Source organism: Actinacidiphila sp. bgisy145, assembly GCF_057708125.1.
Genome location: NZ_JBYIRL010000004.1, coordinates 149,564 through 173,772 on the forward strand (window position 1 = coordinate 149,564; position 24,209 = coordinate 173,772).

A 24,209-nucleotide genomic window follows, 5' to 3' on the forward strand; every position below is an offset into this window, starting at 1 on the left:
AGCTCCGGATGTGCTCCGGTGCGGGCTCAGTCGGTGGGCCGGTTGAGCCGCGCCACGAATTTGTACCTGTCGCCGCGGTACACCGACCGCACCCACTCCACCGGTTCGCCGGTGGTGTCCACCGAGTGCCGGGAGAGCATCAGCATCGGCAGCCCGACATCGGTGCTGAGCAGCCCGGCCTCGCGCGGGGTGGCCAGCGACGTCTCGATCGTCTCCTCGGCCCGGGCCAGCCGGACGTCGTAGACCTCGGCGAGCGCGGTGTACAGCGAGGTGTACTTCGCCAGGCTGCGGCGCAGCGCCGGGAAGCGCTTGGCGGACAGGTGGGTGGTCTCGATCGCCATCGGCTCGCTGTTGGCCAGCCGCAGCCGCTCGATCCGCAGCACCCGGCCGCCGGCCTTCATGTCGAGCAGCCCGGCCAGCCGGTCGTCGGCGGTGATGTAGCCGATGTCCAGCAGCTGGGAGGTGGGCTCGAGCCCCTGGGCGCGCATGTCCTCGGTGTACGAGGTGAGTTGCAGCGCCTGGGAGACCTTCGGCTTGGCCACGAAGGTGCCCTTGCCCTGGATGCGCTCCAGCCGGCCTTCGACCACCAGCTCCTGGAGCGCCTGGCGCACGGTGGTGCGGGAGGTGTCGAACTCGGTGGCCAGGGTGCGTTCGGGCGGCACCGGTGAACCGGGGGGCATGGTTTGGGTGATGTCCAGGAGATGGCGCTTGAGGCGGTAGTACTTTGGCACGCGAGCGGTGCGGCCCGCGGTCGCCGTACCCGTGGATTCCGCGTTGCTGTCCGTCGCGCTGTCCATCCCGCGTGCTCCCGACTGCCGTCCTGCTGCCGTCACCGGCTCCTCCGTTGATCGCGGTCACATGGTGGCACGGGCTCCCCGCCGGAGGGAGGCGGTGGGTGGCTGATGCCCTCCAGGTGTCGGTCCGATAACAGGTCCGACGGGTGTTCTTATACACCCTTGACACCCCCAAAGGTCTAGGCCAAGCTCCCGGGTACTGGTCTAAACCATTAATGACCAATCCCAGACCCACGAGCAGGACGCGGCTGTAAACGTGCGTGCGGCAGCCGGCATTTCGGGCGGTGGGGGGAGTTTCGGGCATCCTTGAGGAGGGTGGCATGAGGCGCAAGCTCATCGCTGCGATCGGCGTCGCGGCAGTGCTCACTGGTGTCGCGGCCTGCGGCGGCAACAGCAAGTCCGATTCGGGCAAGGGAAGTTCGGCCGGCCCGGCCGACTTCAAGGGCAAGACCCTCAACGTATGGCTGATGAGCGGCTCCAACCCGCCCGGGTGGACCAAGGACATCACCGCCGCGTTCGAGAAGCAGTACCCCGGCGCGAAGCTGAAGATCACCGTCCAGCAGTGGGACGGCATCCAGCAGAAGCTCACCACGGCGCTGTCGGAGAGCACCCCGCCGGACGTCATCGAGGTCGGCAACACCCAGACGCCGTACTACGCGGCGACCGGCGGGCTGAAGGACCTCACCAGCGCCAAGGCCGACCTCGGCGGCAACGACTGGGTGCCGGCGCTCAACGGCTCCGCGGTCTACGACGGCAAGCAGTTCGCCGCGCCCTGGTACTTCGCCAGCCGCGTGGTCGTCTACAACAAGAAGATCTGGTCCGCGGCCGGCATCACCACCACGCCGAAGACGCAGGACGAGCTCTTCGCCGACCTGACCAAGATCAAGGCCAAGGGCACCAAGGACGCCTTCTACCTGCCCGGCCAGGACTGGTACGGCTTCGACGGCTTCCTGCTCGACGCGGGCGCCGACCTGGTCAAGAAGGATGGCGACAAGTACCAGGGCAACCTGGACACCCCGCAGGCCGCCGCGGCGATCAACCTCTACAAGAAGCTCAACTCCTTCGGCACCGCGCCCAAGGACAAGGACGAGGCGACCCCGCAGCAGTCCGACGTGTTCGCCAAGGGCGACGTCGGCGCGTTCCTGGGCCTGGGCTGGGAGGCGGCCGGCGCCATCTCCAAGAACGCGGCGCTGAAGGACCAGGTCGGCTACTTCGCCTTCCCCGGCAAGACCGCCGACAAGACCGCCAGCGTGTTCGTGGGCGGCTCCAACCTGGCGATCTCCCAGGCGAGCAAGAACCCCGAGCTGGCCCAGAACTTCCTGAAGCTGGCGCTGTCCGACCAGTTCGAGGGCGAGCTGGCCAAGGAAGGCGGCGTCGTCCCGAACAAGGCGAGCCTCAACTCCAACCTGAGCGGCAACGCGTTCGGCTCCGTCTCGGCCGCCGCCGCGGCCAACGGCGGCACCACCCCGCTGATCCCGGCGTGGGGCAACGTCGAGAACGCGCCCAACCCGATCACCACCCTCTTCATGACCGGCGTGCTCCAGGGCCAGTCCCCGAGCGAGGCCGCCAAGAAGGCGGACACCGAGATCGACAAGCGGCTCAGCCAGCAGTAGTCACCCGGGTCCGGTCCCGGGCGCCCGCCGCCGAGCACGGCGGGCGCCCGGGCCGGGCACACCGTTGCGCAGCGGACGGCACGAGGAAGAGGGAAGCATGGCCGCGCAGTACAAAGGGACGCAGGTACGGGCCCCCGACGAGGAGACGGCCGTACCCCGGCAGCGCAGAGGCGACGGCGAGCAGCCGCCGACCGGCCCCGGCAAGTCGCGCACCGCCGGCGGCGCGATCGCCGGCCGCACGCTGCCGTACCTGCTGATCCTGCCCGCGCTGGTGGCCACCATCCTGCTGCTGGGCTACCCGCTGGTGCGGAACGTGATCATCTCGTTCCAGACCCTCAACGCCTTCCAGCTGATCCAGCACACCACCCAGTGGACCGGGTTCGGCAACTACAAGGCCCAGCTGACCAGCGCCGACTTCTGGCACACCACCGAGCGCTCGGTCTTCTTCACCCTCGCCAACGTCGCGCTGATCATGGTCGCCGGCACCCTGGTGGGGCTGCTGCTGTACCGGCTCGGCAAGAAGATGCGGCTGCTGCTGTCGATCGGGATGGTGCTCGCCTGGGCGATGCCGATCGTGGCCGGCACCACCGTCTACCAGTGGCTCTTCGACACCCGCTACGGCGTCGTCAACTGGGTGCTGTGGAAGCTCGGCTTCCACTCGATGCACGGCTACAACTGGTTCGGCCACCAGTTCTCCACCTTCGCGGTCATCACCCTGATGGTCGTCTGGCAGTCGATCCCGTTCGTCGCGCTCAACCTCTACGCGGGCCTGACCACCATCTCCGGGGAGATCTTCGAGGCGGCCCGGATGGACGGCGCGGGCGCCTGGCGCTCCTTCACCTCGGTGCTCTTCCCGATGCTCAAGCCGTTCTTCCTGAGCACCGCGTTCCTGGAGATCATCTGGGTGTTCAAGGCGTTCACCCAGGTCTACGCGCTGAACGGCGGCGGCCCCGCCGGCCTGACCGAGACCCTGCCGGTCTACGCCTTCGTCGAGGGCGTCGGCAACCAGCACTACGGCACCGGCGCGGCGATCTCCGTGCTGACCATCCTCATCCTGCTGGTGCTGATGTCCTACTACTTCCGGATCATGCTGAAGCAGGAGGACGAGCTGTGAGGCGCTCCACGTTCGGACGGCTGTGGCCCAACGTCGTCGCGGTCATCCTCTTCGTCTTCTTCATCTTCCCCGTCTACTGGATGCTGACGACGGCCTTCAAGCCGGACCTCGACATCATCTCCACCACCCCGGTCTTCGTGCCCTTCCACGGCACCACGTCGCACTTCGACAAGGCCGTGCACGCGGCGGGCTTCTGGACGCTGGTGCGCAACAGCCTCACCGTCACCATCGGTTCGGTGCTGCTGTCGCTGGTGGTGGCGACCGCGGCGGCGTTCGCGGTGGCGCGGATGCGCTTCCGCGGCCGCAAGGCGTTCCTCCTGATCGTGATGATGGCCCAGATGGCGCCGTGGGAGGTCATGACGATCTCCGTCTACATGATCGTCCGCGACCAGGACATGCTCAACAGCCTGCTGCCGCTGACGCTCTTCTACATGATGATGGTGCTGCCGTTCTCCATCTGGACGCTGCGCGGGTTCATCGCCGCGGTGCCCAAGGAACTGGAGGAGTCCGCCCTCATGGACGGCTGCACCCGGTTCCAGGCGTTCGTCCGGGTGGTGCTGCCGCTGCTGGCGCCGGGGCTGATGTCCACCTCGCTGTTCGGCTTCATCACCGCCTGGAACGAGTTCCCGCTCGTCCTCATCCTCAACAAGGAGAGCGGCCAGACGCTGCCGCTGTGGCTCACCCAGTTCCAGACCAACTTCGGCGACGACTGGGGCGCTACCATGGCCGCCTCCAGCCTCTTCACCATCCCCGTGGTGATCGTCTTCCTGGTCCTCCAGCGCAGGGCCGTCGCCGGCATGACCGCCGGGGCGGTGAAGGGATGAGCCCCATCGCCCGCACCGAAGACCTCGACGGCTCCGCCGGACCCGACCTCGCGACGGTCACCGCGGACGCGCTGGCCGTCCTCCAGCCCGGCTTCGAGGGCACCACCGCGCCCGCATGGGTGCTGCGGCTGATCGACGAGGGGCTCGGCTCGGTCGCCCTGTTCTCCCGCAACGTGGCCTCCCCCGACCAGGTGGCCGCGCTCACCGCGCAGCTGCGTGCGAAACGCCCCGACCTGCTGGTCACCGCCGACGAGGAGGGCGGTGACGTCACCCGGCTGGAGGCGCGCGGCGGTTCGTCGTTCCCCGGCAACCTCGCGCTCGGCGCGGTCGACGACGTGGCGCTGACCCGCGCGGTCGCCGCCGAACTCGGCCGCCGGCTGGCCGCCTGCGGGGTGGACTTCGACTGGGCGCCGTCCGCCGACGTCAACTCCGACCCGGACAACCCGGTGATCGGGGTGCGCTCCTTCGGCGCCGACCCCGAGCTGGTGGCCCGCCACACCGCCGCCTACGTCGAGGGGTTGCAGTCCGGGGGCGTGGCCGCCAGCGTCAAGCACTTCCCCGGCCACGGCGACACCGCGGTGGACTCCCACCACGCGATGCCGCGGATCGACGTCGACCTGGACACCCTGCGCTCCCGCGAACTGGTGCCCTTCCGCGCCGCGCTCGCGGCCGGCGCCAAGGCCGTGATGAGCGCGCACATCCTGGTGCCCGCGCTCGACCCCGAGCTGCCCGGCACGCTCAGCCCGGCGGTCCTCGGCGGACTGCTGCGCGCGCCCGTCGAGGAGGGCGGCCTCGGCTACGACGGCCTGGTGGTCACCGACGGCATCGAGATGCAGGCGATCTCCGGCACCTACGGCATCGAGCGCGGCACCGTGATGGCGATCGCCGCGGGCTGCGACGCGATCTGCGTCGGCGGCGGCCGCAGCGACGAGCAGACCGTGCTGGACCTGCGCGACGCGATCGTGGCCGCGGTCAAGGACGGCTCCCTGCCCGCCGAACGGCTGGCCGACGCCGCCCGCCGGGTACGGGAACTGGCCGCCTGGGCGGCCGCACAGCGGTCGGGTGCGGCGGAGGGGAGCGCGCCCGACACCGGCATCGGCCTGACCGCGGCCCGCCGCGCGCTGCGTGTCACCCGCGCCGCGCACCACACCCCGCTCGACGCCCCGCCCTACGTGGCCGCCTTCACCCCGATGGCGAACATCGCGGTCGGCGACGTGACGCCGTGGGGCGTGGCCGCGGAGCTGGAGCGGCTGCTGCCCGGCACCCGTACCGGCAGCTACCGCACCGCCGACGCCGCCGAGGTACTGGCCGCGGCGGGCGGCAGCCGGGTGGTGGCCGTGGTCCGCGACGCGCACCGGCACCCGTGGATGGCACAGGCGCTGGCCGGACTGGTGGCGGCGCGGCCGGACACCATCGTGGTCGAGATGGGGGTGCCGCAGTCCGAGCCGGTCGGCTCGCTGTACGTCGCCACCCACGGCGCCGCCCGGGTCTGCGGCGAGGCCGCGGCGGAAGTGATCGCCGCCCGCGACTGACCCCGCCCGCCGCACACACGGCGAGACGCCGCGGACCCCCGAGCGGGGTCCGCGGCGTCCTGGCGTGTACGGCCGGACCCGGCCGCGGCTACAGGCCCTGCCAGTCCGGCTTGGCGGCGTAGGTGGCGCGGAAGTACGGCGCCAGCTTCAGCTTGGCGGCGGCGGCCTCGTCGACCACGACCGTGGCGTGCGGGTGGAGCTGGAGCGCGGAGGCGGGCACCACGGCGGCGACCGGGCCCTCCACGGTCTGCGCGACGGCCTCGGCCTTGCCCTCCCCGGTGGCCAGCAGCACCAGGTGCCGGGCCTCCAGGATGGTGCCGATGCCCTGGGTGATCACATGGCGCGGCACCTGCGCGATGTCGCCGTCGAAGAAGCGGGCGTTGTCCACCCGGGTCTGCTCGGTGAGCGTCTTGATCCGGGTGCGCGAGGCGAGCGAGGAGCAGGGTTCGTTGAACCCTATGTGCCCGTCGGTGCCGATGCCGAGCAGTTGCAGGTCCACCCCGCCCGCCGCCGCGAGCGCCTCGTCGTACGCCGTGCAGGCCGCGCGTACGTCGGCGGCGGCGCCGTCGGGGCCCATGAACGCCTTCGGGGACAGGCCGAGCGGCTCGACCACCTCGCGCAGCACCACCGAGCGGTACGACTCCGGGTGGCCGGCGGGCAGCCCCACGTACTCGTCGAGCTGGCAGACCCGGGCGCGGGCGGCGTCCACGGCGCCGGACCGGACCTTGGCGGCGAGCGCGGTGTAGACCGGCAGCGGGGTGGAGCCGGTCGCCACGCCGAGCAGGGCGTCGGGCTTGCGGCGCAGCAGGGCGGCCATGGCCTCCGCGATGAGTTCGCCGCCCGCGGCGGCGTCCGGCACGATGACAACTTCCACGCTGGTCCTGCCGTTCTCAAGAAGGGAACATGTGGTATAGACCAATCTAGCAGACGGGGCCACTCAGGTGGTGCGGACCGCCGGGTCCTGTGGTCGACTGGTGAGGGTCGGAACCCCGTCCGGTGGGATGGAGGCGATGGGGATGCCGGTGCCCGCGTCGTCCCCGGCTCCCGGTACGGGAGAGCCGGGCTGGATCATGTTCGGTGAGATGGCCGAGCAGCCCGAGGTGCTGCGGCGGGTGCTCGACGAGGCCGCGCCGCAGGTGCGGCGGACCGCCCGGCGGATCGCGGACCGGCGGCCCCGGTTCGTGCTGCTCAGCGCGCGCGGCACCTCCGACCACGCGGCGCTGTACGCGAAGTACCTGATCGAGGTCGAGTTGGGGCTGCCGTGCGGCCTGACCTCGATGTCCACCGTCACCGCCTACGGGGCCAGCCCGCGCCTGGCGGACGTGCTGCTGATCAGCGTGAGCCAGTCCGGCGGCTCGCCCGACCTGGTCGCCACCACCCGGGCCGCCCGCGAGGCCGGCGCGATCACGCTCGCGGTGACCAACAACCCGGACTCGCCGCTGGCCGAGGTCGCCGAGTTCCACCTCGACATGCTCGCCGGACCGGAGAAGGCGCTGCCCGCGACCAAGACGTACACCGCGGAACTGCTGGTGCTCTACCTGTTCGTGCGGGGCCTGCGCGGCGACGCGGGTGCCGCGGACGCGCTGCCCGACCTCGCCCGGGAGGTGCTGGACCGGTCCGCGGAGGTCAGCGCGCTCGCCGGGCGGTACCGCTTCGCCGAGCGGATGGTGCTCACCTCGCGCGGCTACGGCTACCCGACCGCCAAGGAGGCCGCGCTGAAGCTGATGGAGACCAGCTACATCCCCGCGCTCGCCTACTCCGGCGCCGACCTGCTGCACGGGCCGCTGGCCATGGTGGACAACATCTCCCCGGTGATCGCGATCGTCCCCGAGGGTCCGGGCGGCCGGGCGCTCCAACCGGTGCTCGACCGGCTCCGCGGCCGCGGCGCCGACCTCGTCGTCGTCGGCCCCCGGGTCCACGTCAGGGCCGCCTCCGGCGGTTTCGTGCTGCCCACCCGCGAGCTGCCCGAGGCCCTCCAGCCGATCCTGGAGATCCTCCCGCTCCAACGCCTCGCCTACGAAGTGGCCGTCGCCCGCGGCCAGGACCCCGATGCCCCGCGCGCCCTGGCCAAGGTCACGAAGACCCGCTGAACGTCCTCCGGTCCGGCGCCGGGTTCGAGCCCCGGAGGCGAGGCGGCGGCAAACGAAGGGGCGGCCGGAAACACTTCGGGCCGCGGTGCCGGGAGAGGACCCTCAACCTCTCCAGCACCGCAGCCCGGAGCTGCCGTCGGCGCCGTGGCCGGGGGGTGTGCGGTGCCCTCCGGCCCGGTAGGGCCGACCAGTGAGGCGTCCGGCGTAGTCAGGGCAGAGAACGCCTTGGCCTCGGTCCGTCCTCCTGTGCGGGGAGGGCGGAGGTCTACTCATCGGTATTCTGGACTAGACCACTGGGGCTTGTCCATGGGTGTGCCACCGATTCCGTCCCGTGAATTCCCGGCCGGGCGCGCCGGGAAACGCGCCGGACCGCACCGGTTCGGCCGGGAGGTACGCTCACATGCGTGCCCTCCATGAACGACCTCGTCCGCGAGCACACCGGCCTCGACCGGTCCGACCTCGAATGGCTGCACCTGCTCGTCTCGGAGTGGCAACTGCTCTCCGACCTGTCCTTCGCCGACCTCGTGCTGTGGGTGCCCACCCGCGACGGCACGCGCTACGTGTCGGTCGCGCAGATGCGCCCCAACACCGGCCCCACCTCGTACCAGGACGACATGGTCGGCCACCTGGTGCCGCGGGGCCGCCGGCCGCTGCTGGACGCGGCGCTGGACGAGGGGCGGATCGTCCGCGAGGGCGACCCGGAGTGGCGCGAGGAGGTGCCGGTGCGGGTGGAGTCCATCCCGGTCCGCCGCGACGGCCGGGTGCTGGGGGTGATCGCCCGCAACACCAACCTGCTGACCGTGCGCACCCCGAGCCGGCTGGAGCTGACCTATCTGCAAAGCGCCTCCGACCTGGCGCAGATGATCGCCGCCGGCGCCTTCCCGTTCCCGGCCGAGCAGGTGGACATGGACGCCTCGCCGCGGGCGGGCGACGGGCTGATCCGGCTGGACGCCGACGGCATCGTGCAGTACGCCAGCCCGAACGCGCTGTCCGCCTACCACCGGCTGGGCCTGGCCGCCGACCTGGTCGGCCAGCACCTGGGCCAGGCCACCGCCGAACTCGCCCCGGACCGCGGCCCGGTGGAAGAGGCGCTGGTGAAGCTCGCCAGCGGCTGGGCGCCCCGGGAGTTCGAGGTGGAGGCGGGCGACGGGGTGATCCAGTTGCGGGCCATCCCGCTCAAGCCCAAGGGCGTGCACACCGGTTCGCTGGTGCTGCTCCGCGACGTCACCGAACTGCGCCGCCGCGAGCGGGAGTTGATCACCAAGGACGCCACCATCCGGGAGATCCACCACCGGGTGAAGAACAACCTCCAGACGGTCGCGGCGCTGCTGCGGCTCCAGGCCCGCCGGATGGACTCCGAACGGGCCCGGGAGGCGCTGGACGAGGCGGTGCGGCGGGTCGGGTCGATCGCGATCGTGCACGAGACGCTGTCGCAGAACCTCGACGAGACGGTGGAGTTCGACGAGATCGCCGACCGCGTGCTGGCGATGGTCGCGGAGATCTCACCCGGACGGGTCACCACCCGGCGCGGCGGCCGGTTCGGCATCCTCAGCGCGGAGACCGCCACCCCGCTGTCCATGGTGCTCACCGAGCTGCTCCAGAACGCCCTGGAACACGGCTTCGGGCCGGGGGAGTCGGGCAGCGTGGAGGTCGCCGCGACCCGCGCCCGCGACCGCATCACGGTCACCGTCCAGGACGACGGGCGCGGGCTGCCGGCCGGCTTCGACGCCCAGCGGGCGGGCAACCTCGGCCTCCAGATCGTCCGCACCCTGGTGGTGGGCGAGTTGGGCGGCACCTTCGACATGCACCCGGCCCCGACCGGCCCGGGCACCCGTGTGGTGCTCGAACTCCCGTTGGACAGCTGAGCGTTCGGCGCCGCCGGCAGGCGGGCACACGAGAAAGCCCCGTACCCATCCGGTACGGGGCTTTCTCGATGCTGCGTGCTGCGCGTATTGGCAGGTGCTGCGCGCTGCGGCTCGGGGGTAAGGCTTCTAGGTCGTCCGGTGCTCTCAGGCGCTGGCGTTACGGGCCCGGTTGCGGGCGGCGCGGCGCTTCATCGCACGACGCTCATCCTCGCTGAGGCCACCCCAGACACCGGCGTCCTGGCCACTCTCCAGCGCCCACTGAAGGCACTGGTCCATGACAGGGCAGCGCCGGCAGACGGCCTTGGCTTCCTCGATCTGCAGCAGCGCAGGACCGGTGTTGCCGATGGGGAAGAAGAGCTCGGGGTCTTCCTCGCGGCAAACGGCGCGGTGACGCCAGTCCATGGCTGCTCCAACTCCTTGTGTGACAAGCAGGTTGCTTGTGAATGTGAACGCTTTCACGAATCCCCTGCGCAGGAACGGGACGCCACCCAACCGTCGCTGGTCGGTGCGGTCCCGCTGGTGTGAGGTAGGAGATTCGGGCTCTCATGGGGGCCGTTTGCTCGGCCGTCCCGATCGCCAGTAAGAGACTCGCAAACCTCGGCTGGAGATACAACCCCTTCAGGAAAGTTTTTTTGGATTCCTCGGTGTCGCCTCGGTCACAGCCGTACTTCCATGGGGTGCGGGGCAGGCTAAACGTTCGAGTAAAAGGACTTTAGGCTCTTCGACTTACACAATCACACGCAGTGCACGGCGTACGCCTGTGAAGGTTGCGCTCGTACGCAGTCCCAGGTGGTCACCGTCGACCTGGAAGGGCAGCGGCGCCTGCGAATGCAAGGTGAAGTCCGTCAGGTCGTGCAGGGCCACCGCGTACTTGCCGCGGGGGCCGCGCTCCGGCGTGGAGCGCAGCAGCTGCGCCGCGTACCGGGCGCCGGCGACCGTGGACATCTTGGTGACGCCCAGCACGTCGAGGGCGGTGTCGAAGGACGCGTCGGGGGAGGCGTACACCGGTTTGTTGCCGAGATAGGTCCACGGCGCGGTGTTGCAGATTATGGCGGTGGACAGCCCCCCCACCGGCTCCGCGTCCGGCTGCTCCAGCGTGATCGTGCCGTGCCGGCGGTGCGGGTCGGCCAGGAACTGGCGGGCCACCTGCCGCAGGTACAGCGCGTGCGTGGACCGCTTGCCCAACTCCCTTTGCTGCTCCACCCGTCCGACCACTCCGGCGTCGAAGCCCAGGCCCGCGCAGAAGGTGAACCAGCGCGGCGGCACCCCCTCGTCCTCGGTGCCTTTGGTGCCGCTGACCAGGCCCAGGCCGACCGTACGGGACGAGCCGGCGCGCAGCGCGTCCAGCAGGGCGCCGGTGGCCTCCACGGCGTCGTTGGGCAGGCCCAGGGCGCGGGCGAAGACGTTCGTCGAGCCGCCGGGGACCACGGCCAGGTGCGGCAGGGCCTCCGGGTCGGGGCCGTGGTGCAGCAGCCCGTTGACGACCTCGTTGACGGTGCCGTCGCCGCCGAGGGCCACCACGAGCTCGACCTCGCCCTCCTCCGCGGCCTTCCGCCCGAGGTCCCGCGCGTGCCCGCGGTACTCCGTGGTGGCCACCTCCAGCTTCAGGTCACTGGACAGGGCGGTACTGATCACGTCGCGGACCCGCGCGCTGGTGGTGGTGGCGGCGGGGTTGACCACGAGAAGAGCACGCATGCTCGACAGCGTACCTACGGATTTTCGCGCCCGGCTACGCTGGCAGGTGTGAGCCAGAAGACGACGAAGCGCATGGAGTCCACGGCGTCCGGGGTGTCCGGGGCGGAAACCCCGGGTGAAGCGGCCGGGCCGCCCCCCGCGCGGCTGACCGCCGCGGCCGCGGTGGCCGGGCTCGAAGGGGCCGCCATCGCCGCGTGGGGCGTCACGATGTTCTTCGGCGGCGGCAGCGACGTGCTGCCCGGGCTGCTCGTCCTCGCCCTCGCCGCGCTGCCGCTCCTCGCCGCCTACGGGCTGCGCCGGGCCCGCCGCTGGAGCCGCGGGCCCGCGCTCATCGTCCAGCTCGTCGCGCTGCCCATCGCGTGGAACCTGCTGCGCAGTGACGGCGCCGGCCTCGTCACCGCCGGCGCCGTCCTCGGCGTCCTCGCCCTCGCCGGCCTCGTCCTCCTGGTCCACCCGGCCACCACGGACGCGCTCGGTATCAACCGGACCGCCGCCTAGCCCCTCCCCGTAAGCACCCGGACCTTGCGGTGGGTGGGTGGCTTGTCGCGCAGTTCCCCGCGCCCCTGGATATGCCCGGGTTCCTCCGGGGCAAGCCCGGTGCGAGCCGCAGTTACTCAGGGGCGCGGGGAACTGCGCGACCAGCCACCGCGGACCGCAAGGTCCCGAAGCCCACAGGACGGGGCAGCCCGGGGGGTCCGCTCGGCCCGCCCGGCAAGGGCTACTCGTCGATGAGGAGTTTGTCCCGCAGCTGCGCCAGGGTCCGGGCGAGGAGGCGGCTGACATGCATCTGCGAGATCCCCACCTCCTGCGCGATCTGCGACTGCGTCATGTTCCCGAAGAACCGCAGCAGCAGGATCGTCTTTTCACGCGGCGGGAGCTGCTCCAGCAGCGGCTTGAGGGACTCCCGGTACTCGACCCCCTCCAGCGCCTCGTCCTCGGACCCGAGCGTGTCCGCGACGGCGGGCGACTCGTCGTCGGTGTCGGGCACGTCCAGCGACAGCGTGCTGTACGCGTTCGCCGACTCCAGCCCCTCCAGGACCTCCTCCTCGGAGATCTTGAGGTGCTCGGCGAGTTCGTGCACCGTCGGCGCCCGGCCGTGCCGCTGGGACAGCTCACCGGTGGCGCTGGTGAGCGACAGCCGCAGCTCCTGGAGCCGGCGCGGCACCCGCACCGCCCAGCCCTTGTCCCGGAAGTGCCGCTTGATCTCCCCGACCACGGTCGGCGTGGCGTACGTGGAGAACTCCACCCCGCGCTCGACGTCGAACCGGTCGACCGACTTGATCAGCCCGATCGTGGCGACCTGGGTGAGGTCGTCCAGCGGCTCGCCGCGGTTGCGGAAGCGGCGGGCGAGGTGCTCCACCAGCGGCAGGTGCATCCGGACCAGCTGATTGCGCAGCTCGGCCCGCTCCGGCGAGCCCTCGGGCAGCTTGCCCAGCTCGACGAAGAGCGCGCGGGCGCCCGAGCGGTCGTGCGGGTCGTGCTGTCCGGCGGACCCGGCCGGCCCGGCCGCGGCGGGCTGCTCCTCGGCCGGCCCGGGCTGCTCGGGCCGGGTGGCCTGCTCGCCCGGTGCCGCGTGCTCGTGCTGATCCATCCGGTCCGCCTGCTCCGCCTGCTCCGACGCGTCCATCACTTCCCTACGGTCCGTCCGGCCGGGGCCGTCCTCCACCGCCCCGTGGTCGGGGTGGGGTCTTGCCGACAGCCGCGGCGGCCCGGCCGGACCGGTGCCCCCGGGCCCCTGCTGCTGGGCCGGTACGAAGGCGCGGCCGCGCACCGCGGGCACGTCGTGCTCCGCGGGCGGGCCGGGGGTCTCTGCTGGGCTCACGACGGCCGCCTCACATGCCTCACGACAGTCCGGGTACGGCGCCGCGCTTCTTGTGCAGACTGATGCTGACCGTCTGGTCCGGCGCGACCGTGGAGTCCACCTCGCCGGCCAGTGCGGACAGCACCGTCCAGGCGAAGGTGTCGCGCTCGGGCGCGCGCCCGTCGGTGGTCGGCGCCGAGACGGTCACCCACAACGAGTCGCCGACCAGCCGGAACACACAGCTCAGCACGGAACCGGGGACGGCTTGTTGCAGCAGGATCGCGCACGCCTCGTCGACCGCGATCCGCAGGTCCTCGATCTCGTCGAGGGTGAAGTCCAGCCGGGCGGCGAGTCCGGCCGTGGCCGTCCGCAGTACCGACAGATACGCTCCCGCCGCGGGCAGCCGGACCTCGACGAAGTCCTTCGACCCGGGCTCGCCTGCGATCTGGGACACCCACACCTCCAAGGTGGCACACAGTGATTGCTCTGGTTCGCAGCGACGCTACCGCGATCCGTGCCCGGCTGTCGCCCGGACGGCGCACGGCCCTTCCCATTCTGTCACCGATCGTAAGCGTACGGGTACGGAAGGTGGGGGTGCTCGCTGCCGGCTCAATACGTAGGAGTCGGCGTCTGGTTGGACGACGGGACACCGCCGCCGGTTGCATCCGGCCCCGAACCGGCGCGGGCGGCCAGCGCGTGCAGCGCCGGGCCGGACAGCCGCTGGACCGTCCACTCGTCCTGCGGCCGTGCCCCGATCGAGCGGTAGACGCCGAGCGCCTGTTCGTTCCAGTCCAGCACCGTCCACTCGAACCGCTCGTAGCCGCGTTCGACGCAGATCGCCGCGAGGGCGGCCAGCAGCGCCTTCCCGTGGCCGCCGCCGCGCAGCTCCGGGCGGACGTACAGGTCCTCCAGGTACATGCCCGGCTTGCCGGTCCAGGTGGAGAAGTTCCGGAACCACAGCGCGAACCCGGCCGGGCCCTCGCCGCCGCCCGCTGCGCCGTCGGGCTCCGCGATCAGCGCGGACGCCACCGCGTCGGGGCCGAACAGCGCCTCGCGCAGCTGCTCCAGGGTGGCCCGCGCTTCCTGCGGCGCCCGTTCGTAGGCGGCCAGTTCGCGGATCATCGCCTGGATGGCGGGGACGTCTTCGGGGGTCGCGGCGCGGATCATGCGACCAGGTTACGGCGGCGCGGTGTGGTGGCCGTAAAGGTGTTCGGCCGCATCAGCCGGTGATCACCGCCGCGACCCGGGTGCCGGGCGGGAAGGCCCCCTCGCCGGCGAGGCGGAAGACGGCGTGCAGCGCCTTGGCGACGTAGACGCGCTCCACCGGCCGGCCGTCCAGCGCCTCGCGGTGCCGGCGGGCGAAGTCGTCGGTGAACGCCGCCAGCTCGGGGGTGGTGCGGGCGAAGCCGCCGGCGTGGCAGCGGTCCTCCACCTGCCAGTCGCCGCGCCGCTCGCCGAAGGCGTCGTGCTGGAGGCGCAGCACCTCCTCGGTGAGGAAGCCGCCGCGCAGCGCCGCGACGCCGATCGCGCGGACCGGCGGCGGCAGTCCGGCCGCCAGTCCGGCGAGGGTGCCGCCGGTGCCGCAGGCGACGGCCACCACGTCGGCGGCGGTGCCGATCTCCCGGCCCAGGGCCGTGCAGCCGCGCACCGCGGCCGGGTTGGAGCCGCCCTCGGGGATAACGTGGGCCGGGCCGTACCGCTCCAGCAGGGGGTCCAGCACGTCGGGCGCGGTCTTGCGGCGGTAGGCGGCGCGGTCCAGGAAGTGCAGCACCATGCCGTCCGCGGCGGCGCCGGCGAGGGAGGCGTTGAGCGGGCGGTGGGCCAGTTCGTCGCCGCGGACCACGCCGACCGTGCGCAGGCCGAGCAGGCGGCCGGCGGCCGCGGTGGCCCGCAGGTGGTTGGAGTAGGCGCCGCCGAAGGTCAGCAGGGTGCGGTGGCCCGCCGCCTCGGCCGCGGCCAGGTTCGGGCCGAGCTTGCGGAACTTGTTGCCCGGGAGGTCCGGATGGGCCAGGTCGTCCCGTTTGAGCAGCAGCCGTACGCCGTGCCGGGCCAGCCGCTCGTCGGCCACCTCCACCAGGGAAGTCGGCACCCTTCCCGCCAGTACGCTCACCCGTCCATTCTCCCGAGTGCGGGGGCCCTCCGGGGGTGGGGTGACCCTCCGGGGCGGATGCTTCTGTCGGCTCCGGGACCACCCGCCGGCCGGTGGCCGGTCGCGCAGTTCCCCGCGCCCCTGGCTCCGCTCGGGTTTCCCCTGCCGGGAGGCGGGAGAACCGGCGCGGTTGCTCGCGCCTCTGGCGCTGCTCGGGTTCCCCGGCTCGGGAGGCGGCAGAACCACCCGCTTGAGGGGTATCGGTGCACAAGTGTCACCCGGCCGGGTGACAGTGGTGCATTCTTACTCCCGTGCCTGAAACCGATGCCAGACCCGTGCGGTCCGCCGCGGCGGGAGTCACTGCGGTCAGTGACGCGGGGGACGCGCTCACCGCGACGGTGCGCGGCCTGTTGCCGTCGCTGACGCCGGCGGCGGCCCGGATCGCGACGCTGATCGTGCGCGACCCCGCGAAGGTCGCGCGCAGCACGATCTCGGAGCTGAGCGCGCTGGCCGGCACGAGCGAGTCCTCGATCGTGCGCACCGCGCGGGCGCTGGGGTTCGCCGGCTACCCCGAACTGCGGCTCGCGCTGGCCGCGTCGGCGGCCCGGCAGGGGCCGCGCTCGACGCTGTCGGCGGGCATCACCCCCGACGACTCCGCCGAGGAGGTCATCGCCAAGCTGGTGCACACCGAGTCGCAGGCGGTGCAGGAGACGGCCACCCAACTGGACCCGGAGCAGCTTTCCGGCGCGGTCGGGGCGGTGTGCGGGGGCGGGCAGCTGCACATCGCGGGGGTCGGCGCCTCCGGGCTGGTCGCCCAGGACCTCCAGCAGAAGCTGGCCCGGGTCGGGCGGCCCTGCCACGCGCACGGCGACTCGCAGTCCGCGCTCACCAGCGCGGTGCTGCTCGGCGAGGGCGACGTGTTCCTGGCCGTCTCGCACTCGGGCGAGAGCCGGGACGTGCTCGAACCGCTGCGCCGGGCCTCGGCGTTGGGCGCCACCACGGTGGTCATCACCAACCACCCGATGTCCTCGGCGGCCCGGCTCGCCGACTTCGTGCTGGTGTCGGCGGGCCGGGAGACCACCTTCCGGCCGGGCGCGATGGCCAGCCGGATCAGCCAACTCGTGGTGGTCGACTGCCTGTTCGTGTGCGTGGCACAGCGCACCTTCGACCTGTCCAGCCGGGCGCTGCGGATCACCCACCAGGCGCTGGAGGGCGACCGGGCGCGCTGAGCGCCGCGCGCGACCGGCCGCCGTCCGGGGTCACTTCGCGGGCACCACGTCCACGTCGTCGGCGCTCACGAACGCCATCCGGTGGTTGTAGACGATCTCGTAGACCTTCGTCTGCCCGATGAAGTCGGTCCGGTCGTGGGGCGCGGAACCGTCGTAGTTGATCGCGAAGTACGAGTCGGTGTGCACCGCCGGGCCGGCGGCGACGTACGACTGCCCGGCCGCGATCGCGTACTTCTTCGCCGGGGTCTGCGGGCGCGGCGCGGTGCCGCCCTCGTAGGCGACGAAGTCCGCGGGGTAGACGGAGGCTTCGGGGTAGGCCGTGGTGTAGACGGGGATGGTGCTGCGGCCCGCCTTGGGCACGATCCGCTCGGCTGTCACCGGCACGGTGGTGGGGTGCTTCGCGGTGTCCTGGAGCCACGCCTCCTGGCCGCCGTACCAGATGGCGGTCCAGCCGGGCCGGCGGTCGGCCACGACGTACTGCTCACCGGCGGGGGCCTTGTCGCCCCAGTCGTTCATCGCGTCGGTGCCCGCGCCGGTCGGATGCAGGTAGGGGTCGGCGAGCAGCGGCGCGTCCGTGCTCGGCGCGGTGTACAGCGGCACGAAGCTGGACGGCGCGTCGCTGGAGGTCACCGGGCAGTCGAAGCTGCGGTAGGGGCCGGGGAACTGCTTGTAGCCCTGGACGTCGTCGCAGTACGTGGTGGTCTGCTTGTTGTCCTGGTAGCCGGGCTTGATCGCCACGACGTCGCTGCCCTGCGCGGCGGTGGCGCGGATCGGCGCGCCGAGCAGGTCGAAGAAGTGCTCCCAGTCCCAGCCCGGCCCCGGGTCCCAGTGCTGGGTGGCGATGCCGGTCTCGGTGCCGCCGGGGATGTTGTCGTGGCCGAGGATGTGCGCGCGGTCCAGCGGGATGTCGTACTTCGCCGCCAGGTACTTCACCAGCTGCGCGGTCGAGCGGTAGAGGTTCTCGCTGAACCAGGCGCCGCCGTGGGTGGCCCACGCCTCCTGCTCGATGCCGATCGAGTGCTGGTAGAAGGAGCGGTTGGCGCTGTCCCAGGCGATGTCCTTGTCCGGCGTCATCTGGGTGATCAGGCCGTCGGAGGAGCGCACCACGTAGTTCGCGCCGGCGAAGTAGGTCGGGTCGCGGAACAGGTCGAGGGTGCCGTCGTAGGTCTCGTCGGTGGTGTGCAGCGTGATGTAGCGGATGTCCAGGCCGCCGTTGGGGCGGTCGGCGATGTCGTGGCTGCCGTAGTCGCCGAGGTCGTCCGGGTCCAGCAGGGTGTAGGCGCCCGGAATGTAGTTGCACGTCACGGACTTGGGGCACTCGGGCTGCTGGTCGCTCTCGGGCGGCGTGACGTCGGTCAGGCCCAGCTTGCGCACGTCGGAGCGGTTCGGGTGCAGCCCGGCCAGCGGGGCCAGCGTGATCTGCTGGCCGTCGTCGGTGGTGCGGGCCTCGCCGGTGCGCAGGGCGCTCCACACGCCGTCGGCGAACGCCTGGGCGACCGAGTCCTCGGTGGACTGGCTGTAGCGCGCCGCGGCGGCGTACCAGCCGTCCACGGTCTTCGGCAGCCGGCCGTGCCCGTAGCCCTTGGCGTACGAGGCGAGCAGCGCGGCGCCGCCGCGGATGTTCTGCGCCTCGTCGCCGCGCACGGTGGCGGTGTCGGTGCCCAGCAGGGCGGCCGCGGCGGCCGCGGTGTGCTCGGCGGGTGCCTTGAGCAGGTCGGCGTAGCGCGGGGAGGCGGTCGTCAGGCCGTCGCCGTCGAGGTCCTGCGCGGTGAGGTCGGTGAGGTTCATCGGGCCGTAGCCCGCCTCGGCGTTCTCCTGCCCGGCGTGGTCCTCCCACCGGGTCTCGTAGAACGACACCGCTTCGAGCACCGGCGCGGGCACGCCGAACTCGGCGGCGGCCGCGGTGAATTCGGCCTGCCGGGTGGACTGCGGGTCCGCGGCCTGCGCGTCGGCGGTGGTCACCGCGGTCAGTGACAGGCCGGCCAGCAGCGACATCGCTGCCACCAGCGCGGCGGTTCTGCCGCGGCGCGGGCGGGTGAGGGGGTGGTGCATCCAGGCTCCTCGCGTTCAGGTCGGGCGGGCAGAGCGCGGCCCGCGCGGTGCGCGCACGGGGGGTGCGCGGGCGCGGGTTCGCGCAAGTGCTGCGCCGCAGCCTGGCGAGGTCGGCTGGCAGTAAGCAACCTCCTAGACGTAAATCCTGAAAGTTTTCTTCACCGGCCGGGGTGCGGGTCGCCGCGAGTCGGGTGATTCCGGACCGGCCGCGGGTGCGCGCCGGGGCTGGCCTTGACGCGCACGTCAAGGTCTACGGTCGTCCGTATGCGCATCGGTGAACTCGCGGACCGGGCGGGCACCACGACCCGTACCCTCCGCTACTACGAATCCCTCGGGCTGCTGCCGCCTGCCGGGCGCGCCGCCAACGGCTACCGCTCCTACGGCGATGAGCACGTGCGCATGCTGGCGCAGATCCGCACCTTGCAGGACTTCGGCTTCGGCCTGGAGGAGACCCGGCCGTTCGTGGAGTGCCTGCGGGCCGGCCACGAGGCCGGGGACACCTGTGCGGACTCGCTCGCGGTCTACCGCCGCAAGCTCGCCGAACTGGACGCGTGCGTGGCGCGGTTGAGGTCCGTACGGGACCAGGTGGCCGCGCAGCTCGCCCGGGCGGAGCTGGCCGCGGAGGCCGCGGGGGAACCGATGTGCGAGCTGGCACCGCCGACCGAGAGGACTCCTACGCCATGACCGCCGCCACCACTCATCTGCACCCCGGGGTGCCCGTCACCACCGACGCGACCTTCGCCGCCGACGTGCTCGGCTCCGACCTGCCGGTGCTGGTCGACTTCACCGCGTCCTGGTGCCCGCCCTGCCGCATGATCGCGCCGGTGCTCGCGGAGATCGCCGCCGAGGAGGCCGGCCGGCTGCGGGTCGTCCAGCTCGACGTGGACACCAATCCGGCCACCCAGTCCGCCTACGGGGTGCTGTCGATGCCGACGCTGATGCTCTTCCGGGCCGGTGAGCCGGTCAAGGCGCTGGTGGGCGCGCGGCCCAAGCGGCGCCTGATGCAGGAACTGTCCGACGAGATCTGACCCCGCCCGCCCGCCCACGAAAACGGCCCCGACCCGGTGCCGCCCCCACACGCACCTAAACGTGGGAAACGCCACACGGAACGGGACCGTCGACCGCCTGCCGGATACGGCGGGCGGTCACGCCTTCTTGGTCTCCTAGCAATGGGCCGGGTCGGTGACCTGCGGCGATGGCTACCGCAGGTCGCTGACCTGGCCTTTTGCTGTTGACTGGCGATAGGGTGCGACGGTCCCGATCGGGTGTCCTGCGGACTGTGTGCGGACTGCTGCCTCTGGTGTACGAATCGCGCGGCCGTTAGGAATCGCCATCGTCGGCCCGCACCGCCATCAGCACCCGTTGAAGCGTGGTGACACGTGGATCCTCATCCGATCGTGCTTCCAAGGCGCGGGCCAGTAGAGATTCGAGCTCTTCCTGAGCGGCGCGAGGCTGTCCAGCTTCCCATAGCAGCTGAGCTCGGCGGTACCTTGCGTCCCAGACAGACTCGTGGTCAGCGCCGCGTGTGCGTGCCCATCCGGCGGCCAGTTCTTTGAACTCCTCTGCACTGTCGGCTGGCTGCCCTGCCCGGCTCAGGCTCTCGCTGAGGTTCTTACGTGCTAGCAGCGTGTCAGGATGGTCAGGCCCCAGCGTGCGGTCCCGGCGCTCCACGACGTCGCGGAATCGGGGAACGGCCTCCGCGAGTTTTCCCTGATTTCCTAGCGCCATGGCCAGGTTGTGGTTATTTGTCAGAGTCTCGGGATGGTCGACTCCCAGGGTCTTCCGGCATGCGGACAGCGCATCGCGGTACTCGGTCTCCGCTTCAGGGAATCGCCTCTGATCGGCCAGCAGGTATGCCAAGTTACCCTGGACGAAAAGGGTCCTTGGATGATCAGGCCCCATGACACGGGTAGATGTCGACAGGATCTCCCTGTACGCGACTTCGGCCTCCTTCGCGAACCCTTTGTCACTCAGAATGCGGGCGAGGGAAAGGCGAGTGGCGAGCGTATCGGGGTGCTCGACCCCGTGCCTACGTTCCTGGATCTGCAGGACCGTCGTATGTTCTCTCTCTGCCTCCTCAAGATGTCCCTGGATGCGCATGGCAACGGCGAGATTATGCCGTAGCGTCAGTACCAAGGGTTGATCGTCGGAGTGCTTGCAGGCTGCGTCTTTTAGCGCTTCGCGGTAGACGGAAGCCGCTTCCTCGATAATTCCGAAGTCTTTCAGCGCGACCCCGAGACTGTTGCGCGCGGTAATCGTATTGGGATGAGCCGGCCCCGACTTCTGCCGTTCCTGGTCGGCGATCTCACGTAGCTGCCGGATGGCCTCTCGCAGCCTTCCGCGTGCGTGCAGCACCGCTACGAGGTCGTGTCGGATGTCCAGGCGCCCCCCGTCGTCGCCAGGCAGGGCATCAAGCGCTCGCTGTAACTGTGTCTCGGCTTCGGCAAGGTGCCCTTGCTGCAGCAGGAGCGCGCCAAGCGATGCGCGGATACTGGCGGTGTTTCGATGGGAGCTTCCAAGCAACCTTTCCTGGAGGGCCAGGACGTTGCGCACTTCGGAGACGGCTTCGTCCGTTCGGCCGACGCGTCCCAAAGCCATGGCCCACTCGTAGCGGGCCTTGAGGGTGGCTGAGTGACGCTCCCCGTGGCGAGCCGTCGCTACATTGAAGATTGATCTGTACTCCGATTCGGCCTCAACTAGTTCCCCCAGAGAGCGGAGTGCAGCAGCACGGCTGTTACGACCTGCCAGTACGTTGGGATGGTCGTCGACGAGCTGTCTCTTCTGCGCTTCGGTCAGCTCTGTAAAGACCGCCGCAGCATTCTTGGCATCGAGTTCACCTCGCTGCGTGAGAATAATGGCCAAGTTGTGACGCGCGTCGAGCGTCTCGGGGTGATCGGAACCCAGAATGCGCGTCCGAGCGTCCAGAACGACCCGGATCTCGGCCTCCGCTGCGATAAGCTCCTGGCGCAAGATGAGGGTGATGGCCAGGTTCGCGCGAGTGATCAGAGTGGATGGGTGCTCAGTGCCGAGAACCCCTTCTTCAAGTTCGAGTACCTGGCGGAAGACCTCTTCGGCGCGTTGGTTCTCCCCTTGATCACGCAGAGAGACCGCGAACTCGTGCTGGGCTTCGAGAACATCGGGGTGCTCTTCTCCCAGCTCGGCTCGGAGTCCTTCCAGCACCACTTTTCCCTCGTCAGCAGCTTCGCTGAGGCGGCCCATGCCTCTGATGCAGATGGCACGGCCGTGCCGCGAACGCAACGTGGTGGCGGCGTCTGGGCCGAACAGTCGGGTCTCATGACGGATCACCTCATCGTACTCGCGCTCCGCCTCCTCCAGTTTCCCGCGCTGGCAAGCTACTCTCGCCCGCTGATATCGAACGGTCAGCGTTGTGGAGTCGGCCTCCCCGAACTGCCTGACACACTCTTCCAATAGGCGGTCAAGTTCGGACTCCGCCGCTGTCAGATCGCCCATCTCTTCCACTGCAATGGCCCGGTGCCTGCGGATATTCACTCCCACCCAGGGAGCGGCTTCTGCAGATTCGGCACGATCCAGCGCTTCGTCCGCCAGTTCGCAGGCCGCCGCGTACTCGCCTCGGAAGTTCAGGTATGAAACAGCAACCCCGGCAGCGATCAACAGGCCGTTGAGACGATCATCGGCCGTGCCGTTCCATCGCGGGAATCGCTGCAACATCGCCTGCCAGTGCGGGATGAGCCCCTGCCAGGCCGGCCAGGAAGCCGGATCCCGGGGGTTCTCCATGTAGGGGGTGCCAGTCACCAGCAGATCGGCTGCCGAATCCCAAACCTTTCGATACGCCTCGGGCTCAGTGAGGAGAGGGGAAACGGAGACCTCGGCCACGAGTCGGTGAATCTGGCAGACGGGTTCCGTCGAATCCGTGTTGACCCCGATGAGGCCAAACCTGCGAAGACCGCCCATGGCCGTTTTGATTGCTCTGGGTGGCAGGTTGGCGGGCCACATCGGCAGCGCGGCGATGGAGGAGGGAAGGAGCAGAGCCTTCGGCAGGGGAGCGGTCGGGGCGAAGCAGGACAGCAACTGCAGCAAGCTACGGGCATGCTCTGTTCCCTGTCGCTCGAGGAGGGACAGGGACAGTTCCCAGGTGCTTGCAATGGTCCTTCGGGCTCGGTCCTCCTCGTTGCGCAGATCCCCGTGTACACCTTCGGTCGCGTCGTCGAGGAACAGCAGGGAGTCGTCGAGTACGTCGGAGTATGTGGCGAAGGTCTGTGCTTCAGCCAATGGGTCGCCGTGCGCCATAGCCAGGTATGTGCCCGCCAAGTGCAGTGCCAGAGGCAAGGAACCCAGCCGGTCTGCTAGAGCCTTGGCAGAGGCAGCGTCGCCTGCCGCAGGCGCCATTTCTTGGAGTATTTGCCCTGCGAATTCGAGCTCCAGCACTTCAAGCCGATGGTAGATCGCAATTTGATCTCCCCAAGATCGCTCGTTGCCATCGCGCGTAGTGACGAGGACGCCACGTGACATGCCGGCCGGGGGCCTGACCCACCCCGTGCCGTCGGCGAGCGCGGCGCCAGGGCACGACAGTGCGTCGAGATCATCGGCATCGTCGAAGACGAGTAGCCAGGGACGATCCAGTTCTGCCAGCTGGCGCCATACCAGATCGGCTGCAGGCCGCCCGCCCTTCTCCCAAGCATGGGCGACATGTTCGGCTGGGGCCCCCGCGCGGAGGGCCGCCTGCTGCATCCCGTCGGTCACGGCAGCCGCAGATCCGCCCTGGATCCAGAAGACCTCAGCTCCAGCCTTCTTGGCCAGCTCCGCTGCGCTCAAGGCGACCGTTGTCTTCCCTACCCCGCCCATCCCTGACACGACGTGGATGTGCGGATCATCCACGGTTCGTGTGAGGACGGTCAAGATGTCGTCGCGTCCCAATACGGACTGAGGGAGCCTCCCGTAGGGCGCCTCTACAGAGCTGAGTGCCAGCAGTTCCTGCAAGGATGGAGTGGGAGATCTGAGGCCCGTGACGTTAACGGTGACCGAGTCGTAGAAATGTGCCGCTGGAGCGTTGAGACCTGTGGAAGCCACGACGCTGTTAGCCGTCATGTCCCGAGCGGGTTCAGGGCCCATCGTCATCGTTCCGACTGGCCAAAGGACATGTGCACCTCACCGCTGAAGGTTCCCCCCGGTGCATTGAGCCCCTGGGAACCGTGCACAGTGTTGATGGTGGAACCAGTGGGCTTAGAGAGGAGCGACAACCACTCCTCCATCTCTCGACGGAACTCAGGGTCGGCCGCGGCCTGAATACGCAGGGCGTCGCTAAGCAGAGCAACGGCAGCGGGATCGTTGCTATCTCGCGCGTCCAGGACGGCGACGGTCTGGTCATCGCGCGAGAAGCGGCTGCGGAGACGCTGCCATAGATCCGTTGCGACGGCTTCGCTTAGGCTTCCGCTGGCGCCCCCCAGCGCCGCAAGTGCCAGTTCGGCCAACGCTAAGTCCATCTGAACCCCCGGGGTGTGGATCACCTAATTGGCTAGGCACCACCTTAGT

At 70.4% G+C, this 24,209-nt stretch carries 21 protein-coding genes; 10 read left to right on the forward strand and 11 right to left on the reverse strand.

What is annotated here, in order from left to right; all coding sequences use genetic code 11:
• Positions 1 to 26: 26 nt before the first annotated feature.
• Positions 27 to 797, reverse strand: coding sequence for a GntR family transcriptional regulator (locus tag AC3ERT_RS05655; protein WP_335977282.1), 771 nt, complete (start codon positions 795 to 797; stop codon positions 27 to 29).
• A gap of 317 nt (positions 798 to 1,114) precedes the next feature.
• Between AC3ERT_RS05655 and AC3ERT_RS05660 the strand changes: the two genes are divergently transcribed.
• The 4 genes from AC3ERT_RS05660 to AC3ERT_RS05675 all read left to right on the forward strand — a co-directional run bounded on the left by AC3ERT_RS05660 (position 1,115) and on the right by AC3ERT_RS05675 (position 5,877).
• Positions 1,115 to 2,407: an extracellular solute-binding protein gene (locus AC3ERT_RS05660; protein WP_335977281.1), complete on the forward strand. Its 1,293-nt coding sequence runs from the start codon at positions 1,115 to 1,117 to the stop codon at positions 2,405 to 2,407.
• A gap of 97 nt (positions 2,408 to 2,504) precedes the next feature.
• Positions 2,505 to 3,521, forward strand: coding sequence for a carbohydrate ABC transporter permease (locus AC3ERT_RS05665; protein ID WP_435126005.1), 1,017 nt, complete (start codon positions 2,505 to 2,507; stop codon positions 3,519 to 3,521).
• Entirely contained in the window at positions 3,518 to 4,345 is an 828-nt protein-coding gene (locus AC3ERT_RS05670) for a carbohydrate ABC transporter permease (protein WP_335977277.1), read from the forward strand. Before AC3ERT_RS05665 ends, AC3ERT_RS05670 begins: the two co-directional genes overlap by 4 nt.
• On the forward strand, positions 4,342 to 5,877 hold the full coding sequence (locus AC3ERT_RS05675; protein ID WP_435172980.1) for a glycoside hydrolase family 3 protein: 1,536 nt from the start codon (positions 4,342 to 4,344) through the stop codon (positions 5,875 to 5,877). The genes AC3ERT_RS05670 and AC3ERT_RS05675 overlap by 4 nt, the downstream gene beginning before the upstream one ends.
• A gap of 88 nt (positions 5,878 to 5,965) precedes the next feature.
• Here AC3ERT_RS05675 and nagB read toward each other — a convergent pair whose 3' ends face one another.
• Positions 5,966 to 6,751: a glucosamine-6-phosphate deaminase gene (nagB, locus tag AC3ERT_RS05680; RefSeq protein WP_335977273.1), complete on the reverse strand. Its 786-nt coding sequence runs from the start codon at positions 6,749 to 6,751 to the stop codon at positions 5,966 to 5,968.
• A 142-nt stretch (positions 6,752 to 6,893) separates the two neighbouring features.
• On the opposite strand from nagB, the gene AC3ERT_RS05685 reads away from it, so the two are divergent.
• Both AC3ERT_RS05685 and AC3ERT_RS05690 read left to right on the forward strand, forming a co-directional pair.
• Positions 6,894 to 7,967 (forward strand): SIS domain-containing protein, encoded by a 1,074-nt coding sequence (locus tag AC3ERT_RS05685; RefSeq protein WP_435126281.1) that lies wholly within the window; start codon positions 6,894 to 6,896, stop codon positions 7,965 to 7,967.
• A gap of 413 nt (positions 7,968 to 8,380) precedes the next feature.
• Entirely contained in the window at positions 8,381 to 9,832 is a 1,452-nt protein-coding gene (locus AC3ERT_RS05690; protein ID WP_335977584.1) for a sensor histidine kinase, read from the forward strand.
• Between the two features lie 144 nt (positions 9,833 to 9,976).
• Here the strand turns inward: AC3ERT_RS05690 and AC3ERT_RS05695 are convergent, their stop codons facing one another.
• Both AC3ERT_RS05695 and AC3ERT_RS05700 read right to left on the reverse strand, forming a co-directional pair.
• On the reverse strand, positions 9,977 to 10,234 hold the full coding sequence (locus tag AC3ERT_RS05695) for a WhiB family transcriptional regulator (RefSeq protein ID WP_037913060.1): 258 nt from the start codon (positions 10,232 to 10,234) through the stop codon (positions 9,977 to 9,979).
• A 324-nt stretch (positions 10,235 to 10,558) separates the two neighbouring features.
• Entirely contained in the window at positions 10,559 to 11,527 is a 969-nt protein-coding gene (locus AC3ERT_RS05700; protein ID WP_435172981.1) for a diacylglycerol/lipid kinase family protein, read from the reverse strand.
• Between the two features lie 48 nt (positions 11,528 to 11,575).
• Between AC3ERT_RS05700 and AC3ERT_RS05705 the strand changes: the two genes are divergently transcribed.
• The gene (locus AC3ERT_RS05705) at positions 11,576 to 12,025 is read left to right on the forward strand and encodes a hypothetical protein (RefSeq protein ID WP_435126016.1); all 450 of its coding nucleotides are present in this window, start codon (positions 11,576 to 11,578) and stop codon (positions 12,023 to 12,025) included.
• Between the two features lie 220 nt (positions 12,026 to 12,245).
• Here the strand turns inward: AC3ERT_RS05705 and AC3ERT_RS05710 are convergent, their stop codons facing one another.
• The 4 genes from AC3ERT_RS05710 to AC3ERT_RS05725 all read right to left on the reverse strand — a co-directional run bounded on the left by AC3ERT_RS05710 (position 12,246) and on the right by AC3ERT_RS05725 (position 15,438).
• A complete protein-coding gene (locus tag AC3ERT_RS05710; protein WP_335977582.1) occupies positions 12,246 to 13,154 on the reverse strand; it encodes an RNA polymerase sigma factor SigF in 909 nt (302 codons plus the stop codon).
• Positions 13,155 to 13,368: 214 nt separating this feature from the next.
• Positions 13,369 to 13,782: an ATP-binding protein gene (locus AC3ERT_RS05715; RefSeq protein ID WP_335977263.1), complete on the reverse strand. Its 414-nt coding sequence runs from the start codon at positions 13,780 to 13,782 to the stop codon at positions 13,369 to 13,371.
• Between the two features lie 155 nt (positions 13,783 to 13,937).
• The gene (locus AC3ERT_RS05720; RefSeq protein WP_435172982.1) at positions 13,938 to 14,495 is read right to left on the reverse strand and encodes a GNAT family N-acetyltransferase; all 558 of its coding nucleotides are present in this window, start codon (positions 14,493 to 14,495) and stop codon (positions 13,938 to 13,940) included.
• A gap of 52 nt (positions 14,496 to 14,547) precedes the next feature.
• On the reverse strand, positions 14,548 to 15,438 hold the full coding sequence (locus tag AC3ERT_RS05725; RefSeq protein ID WP_435172984.1) for a 1-aminocyclopropane-1-carboxylate deaminase/D-cysteine desulfhydrase: 891 nt from the start codon (positions 15,436 to 15,438) through the stop codon (positions 14,548 to 14,550).
• Positions 15,439 to 15,728: 290 nt separating this feature from the next.
• On the opposite strand from AC3ERT_RS05725, the gene AC3ERT_RS05730 reads away from it, so the two are divergent.
• Positions 15,729 to 16,646: a MurR/RpiR family transcriptional regulator gene (locus AC3ERT_RS05730; RefSeq protein ID WP_335977259.1), complete on the forward strand. Its 918-nt coding sequence runs from the start codon at positions 15,729 to 15,731 to the stop codon at positions 16,644 to 16,646.
• A gap of 30 nt (positions 16,647 to 16,676) precedes the next feature.
• Here AC3ERT_RS05730 and AC3ERT_RS05735 read toward each other — a convergent pair whose 3' ends face one another.
• Entirely contained in the window at positions 16,677 to 18,698 is a 2,022-nt protein-coding gene (locus AC3ERT_RS05735; RefSeq protein ID WP_435172986.1) for an N-acetylmuramoyl-L-alanine amidase, read from the reverse strand.
• Between the two features lie 264 nt (positions 18,699 to 18,962).
• Here AC3ERT_RS05735 and AC3ERT_RS05740 point away from each other — a divergent pair, with 264 nt between their 5' ends.
• Positions 18,963 to 19,382 (forward strand): MerR family transcriptional regulator, encoded by a 420-nt coding sequence (locus AC3ERT_RS05740; protein ID WP_435172988.1) that lies wholly within the window; start codon positions 18,963 to 18,965, stop codon positions 19,380 to 19,382.
• On the forward strand, positions 19,379 to 19,726 hold the full coding sequence (gene trxA / locus AC3ERT_RS05745) for a thioredoxin (RefSeq protein WP_435126032.1): 348 nt from the start codon (positions 19,379 to 19,381) through the stop codon (positions 19,724 to 19,726). Before AC3ERT_RS05740 ends, trxA begins: the two co-directional genes overlap by 4 nt.
• Positions 19,727 to 20,018: 292 nt before the next feature.
• On the opposite strand, the gene AC3ERT_RS05750 is transcribed toward trxA, so the two are convergent.
• Positions 20,019 to 23,657 (reverse strand): tetratricopeptide repeat protein, encoded by a 3,639-nt coding sequence (locus AC3ERT_RS05750; RefSeq protein ID WP_435172990.1) that lies wholly within the window; start codon positions 23,655 to 23,657, stop codon positions 20,019 to 20,021.
• Between the two features lie 134 nt (positions 23,658 to 23,791).
• Complete coding sequence (locus tag AC3ERT_RS05755; protein ID WP_435172993.1) at positions 23,792 to 24,148, reverse strand: hypothetical protein; 357 nt, start codon at positions 24,146 to 24,148, stop codon at positions 23,792 to 23,794.
• Between the last annotated feature and the right edge of the window lie 61 nt (positions 24,149 to 24,209).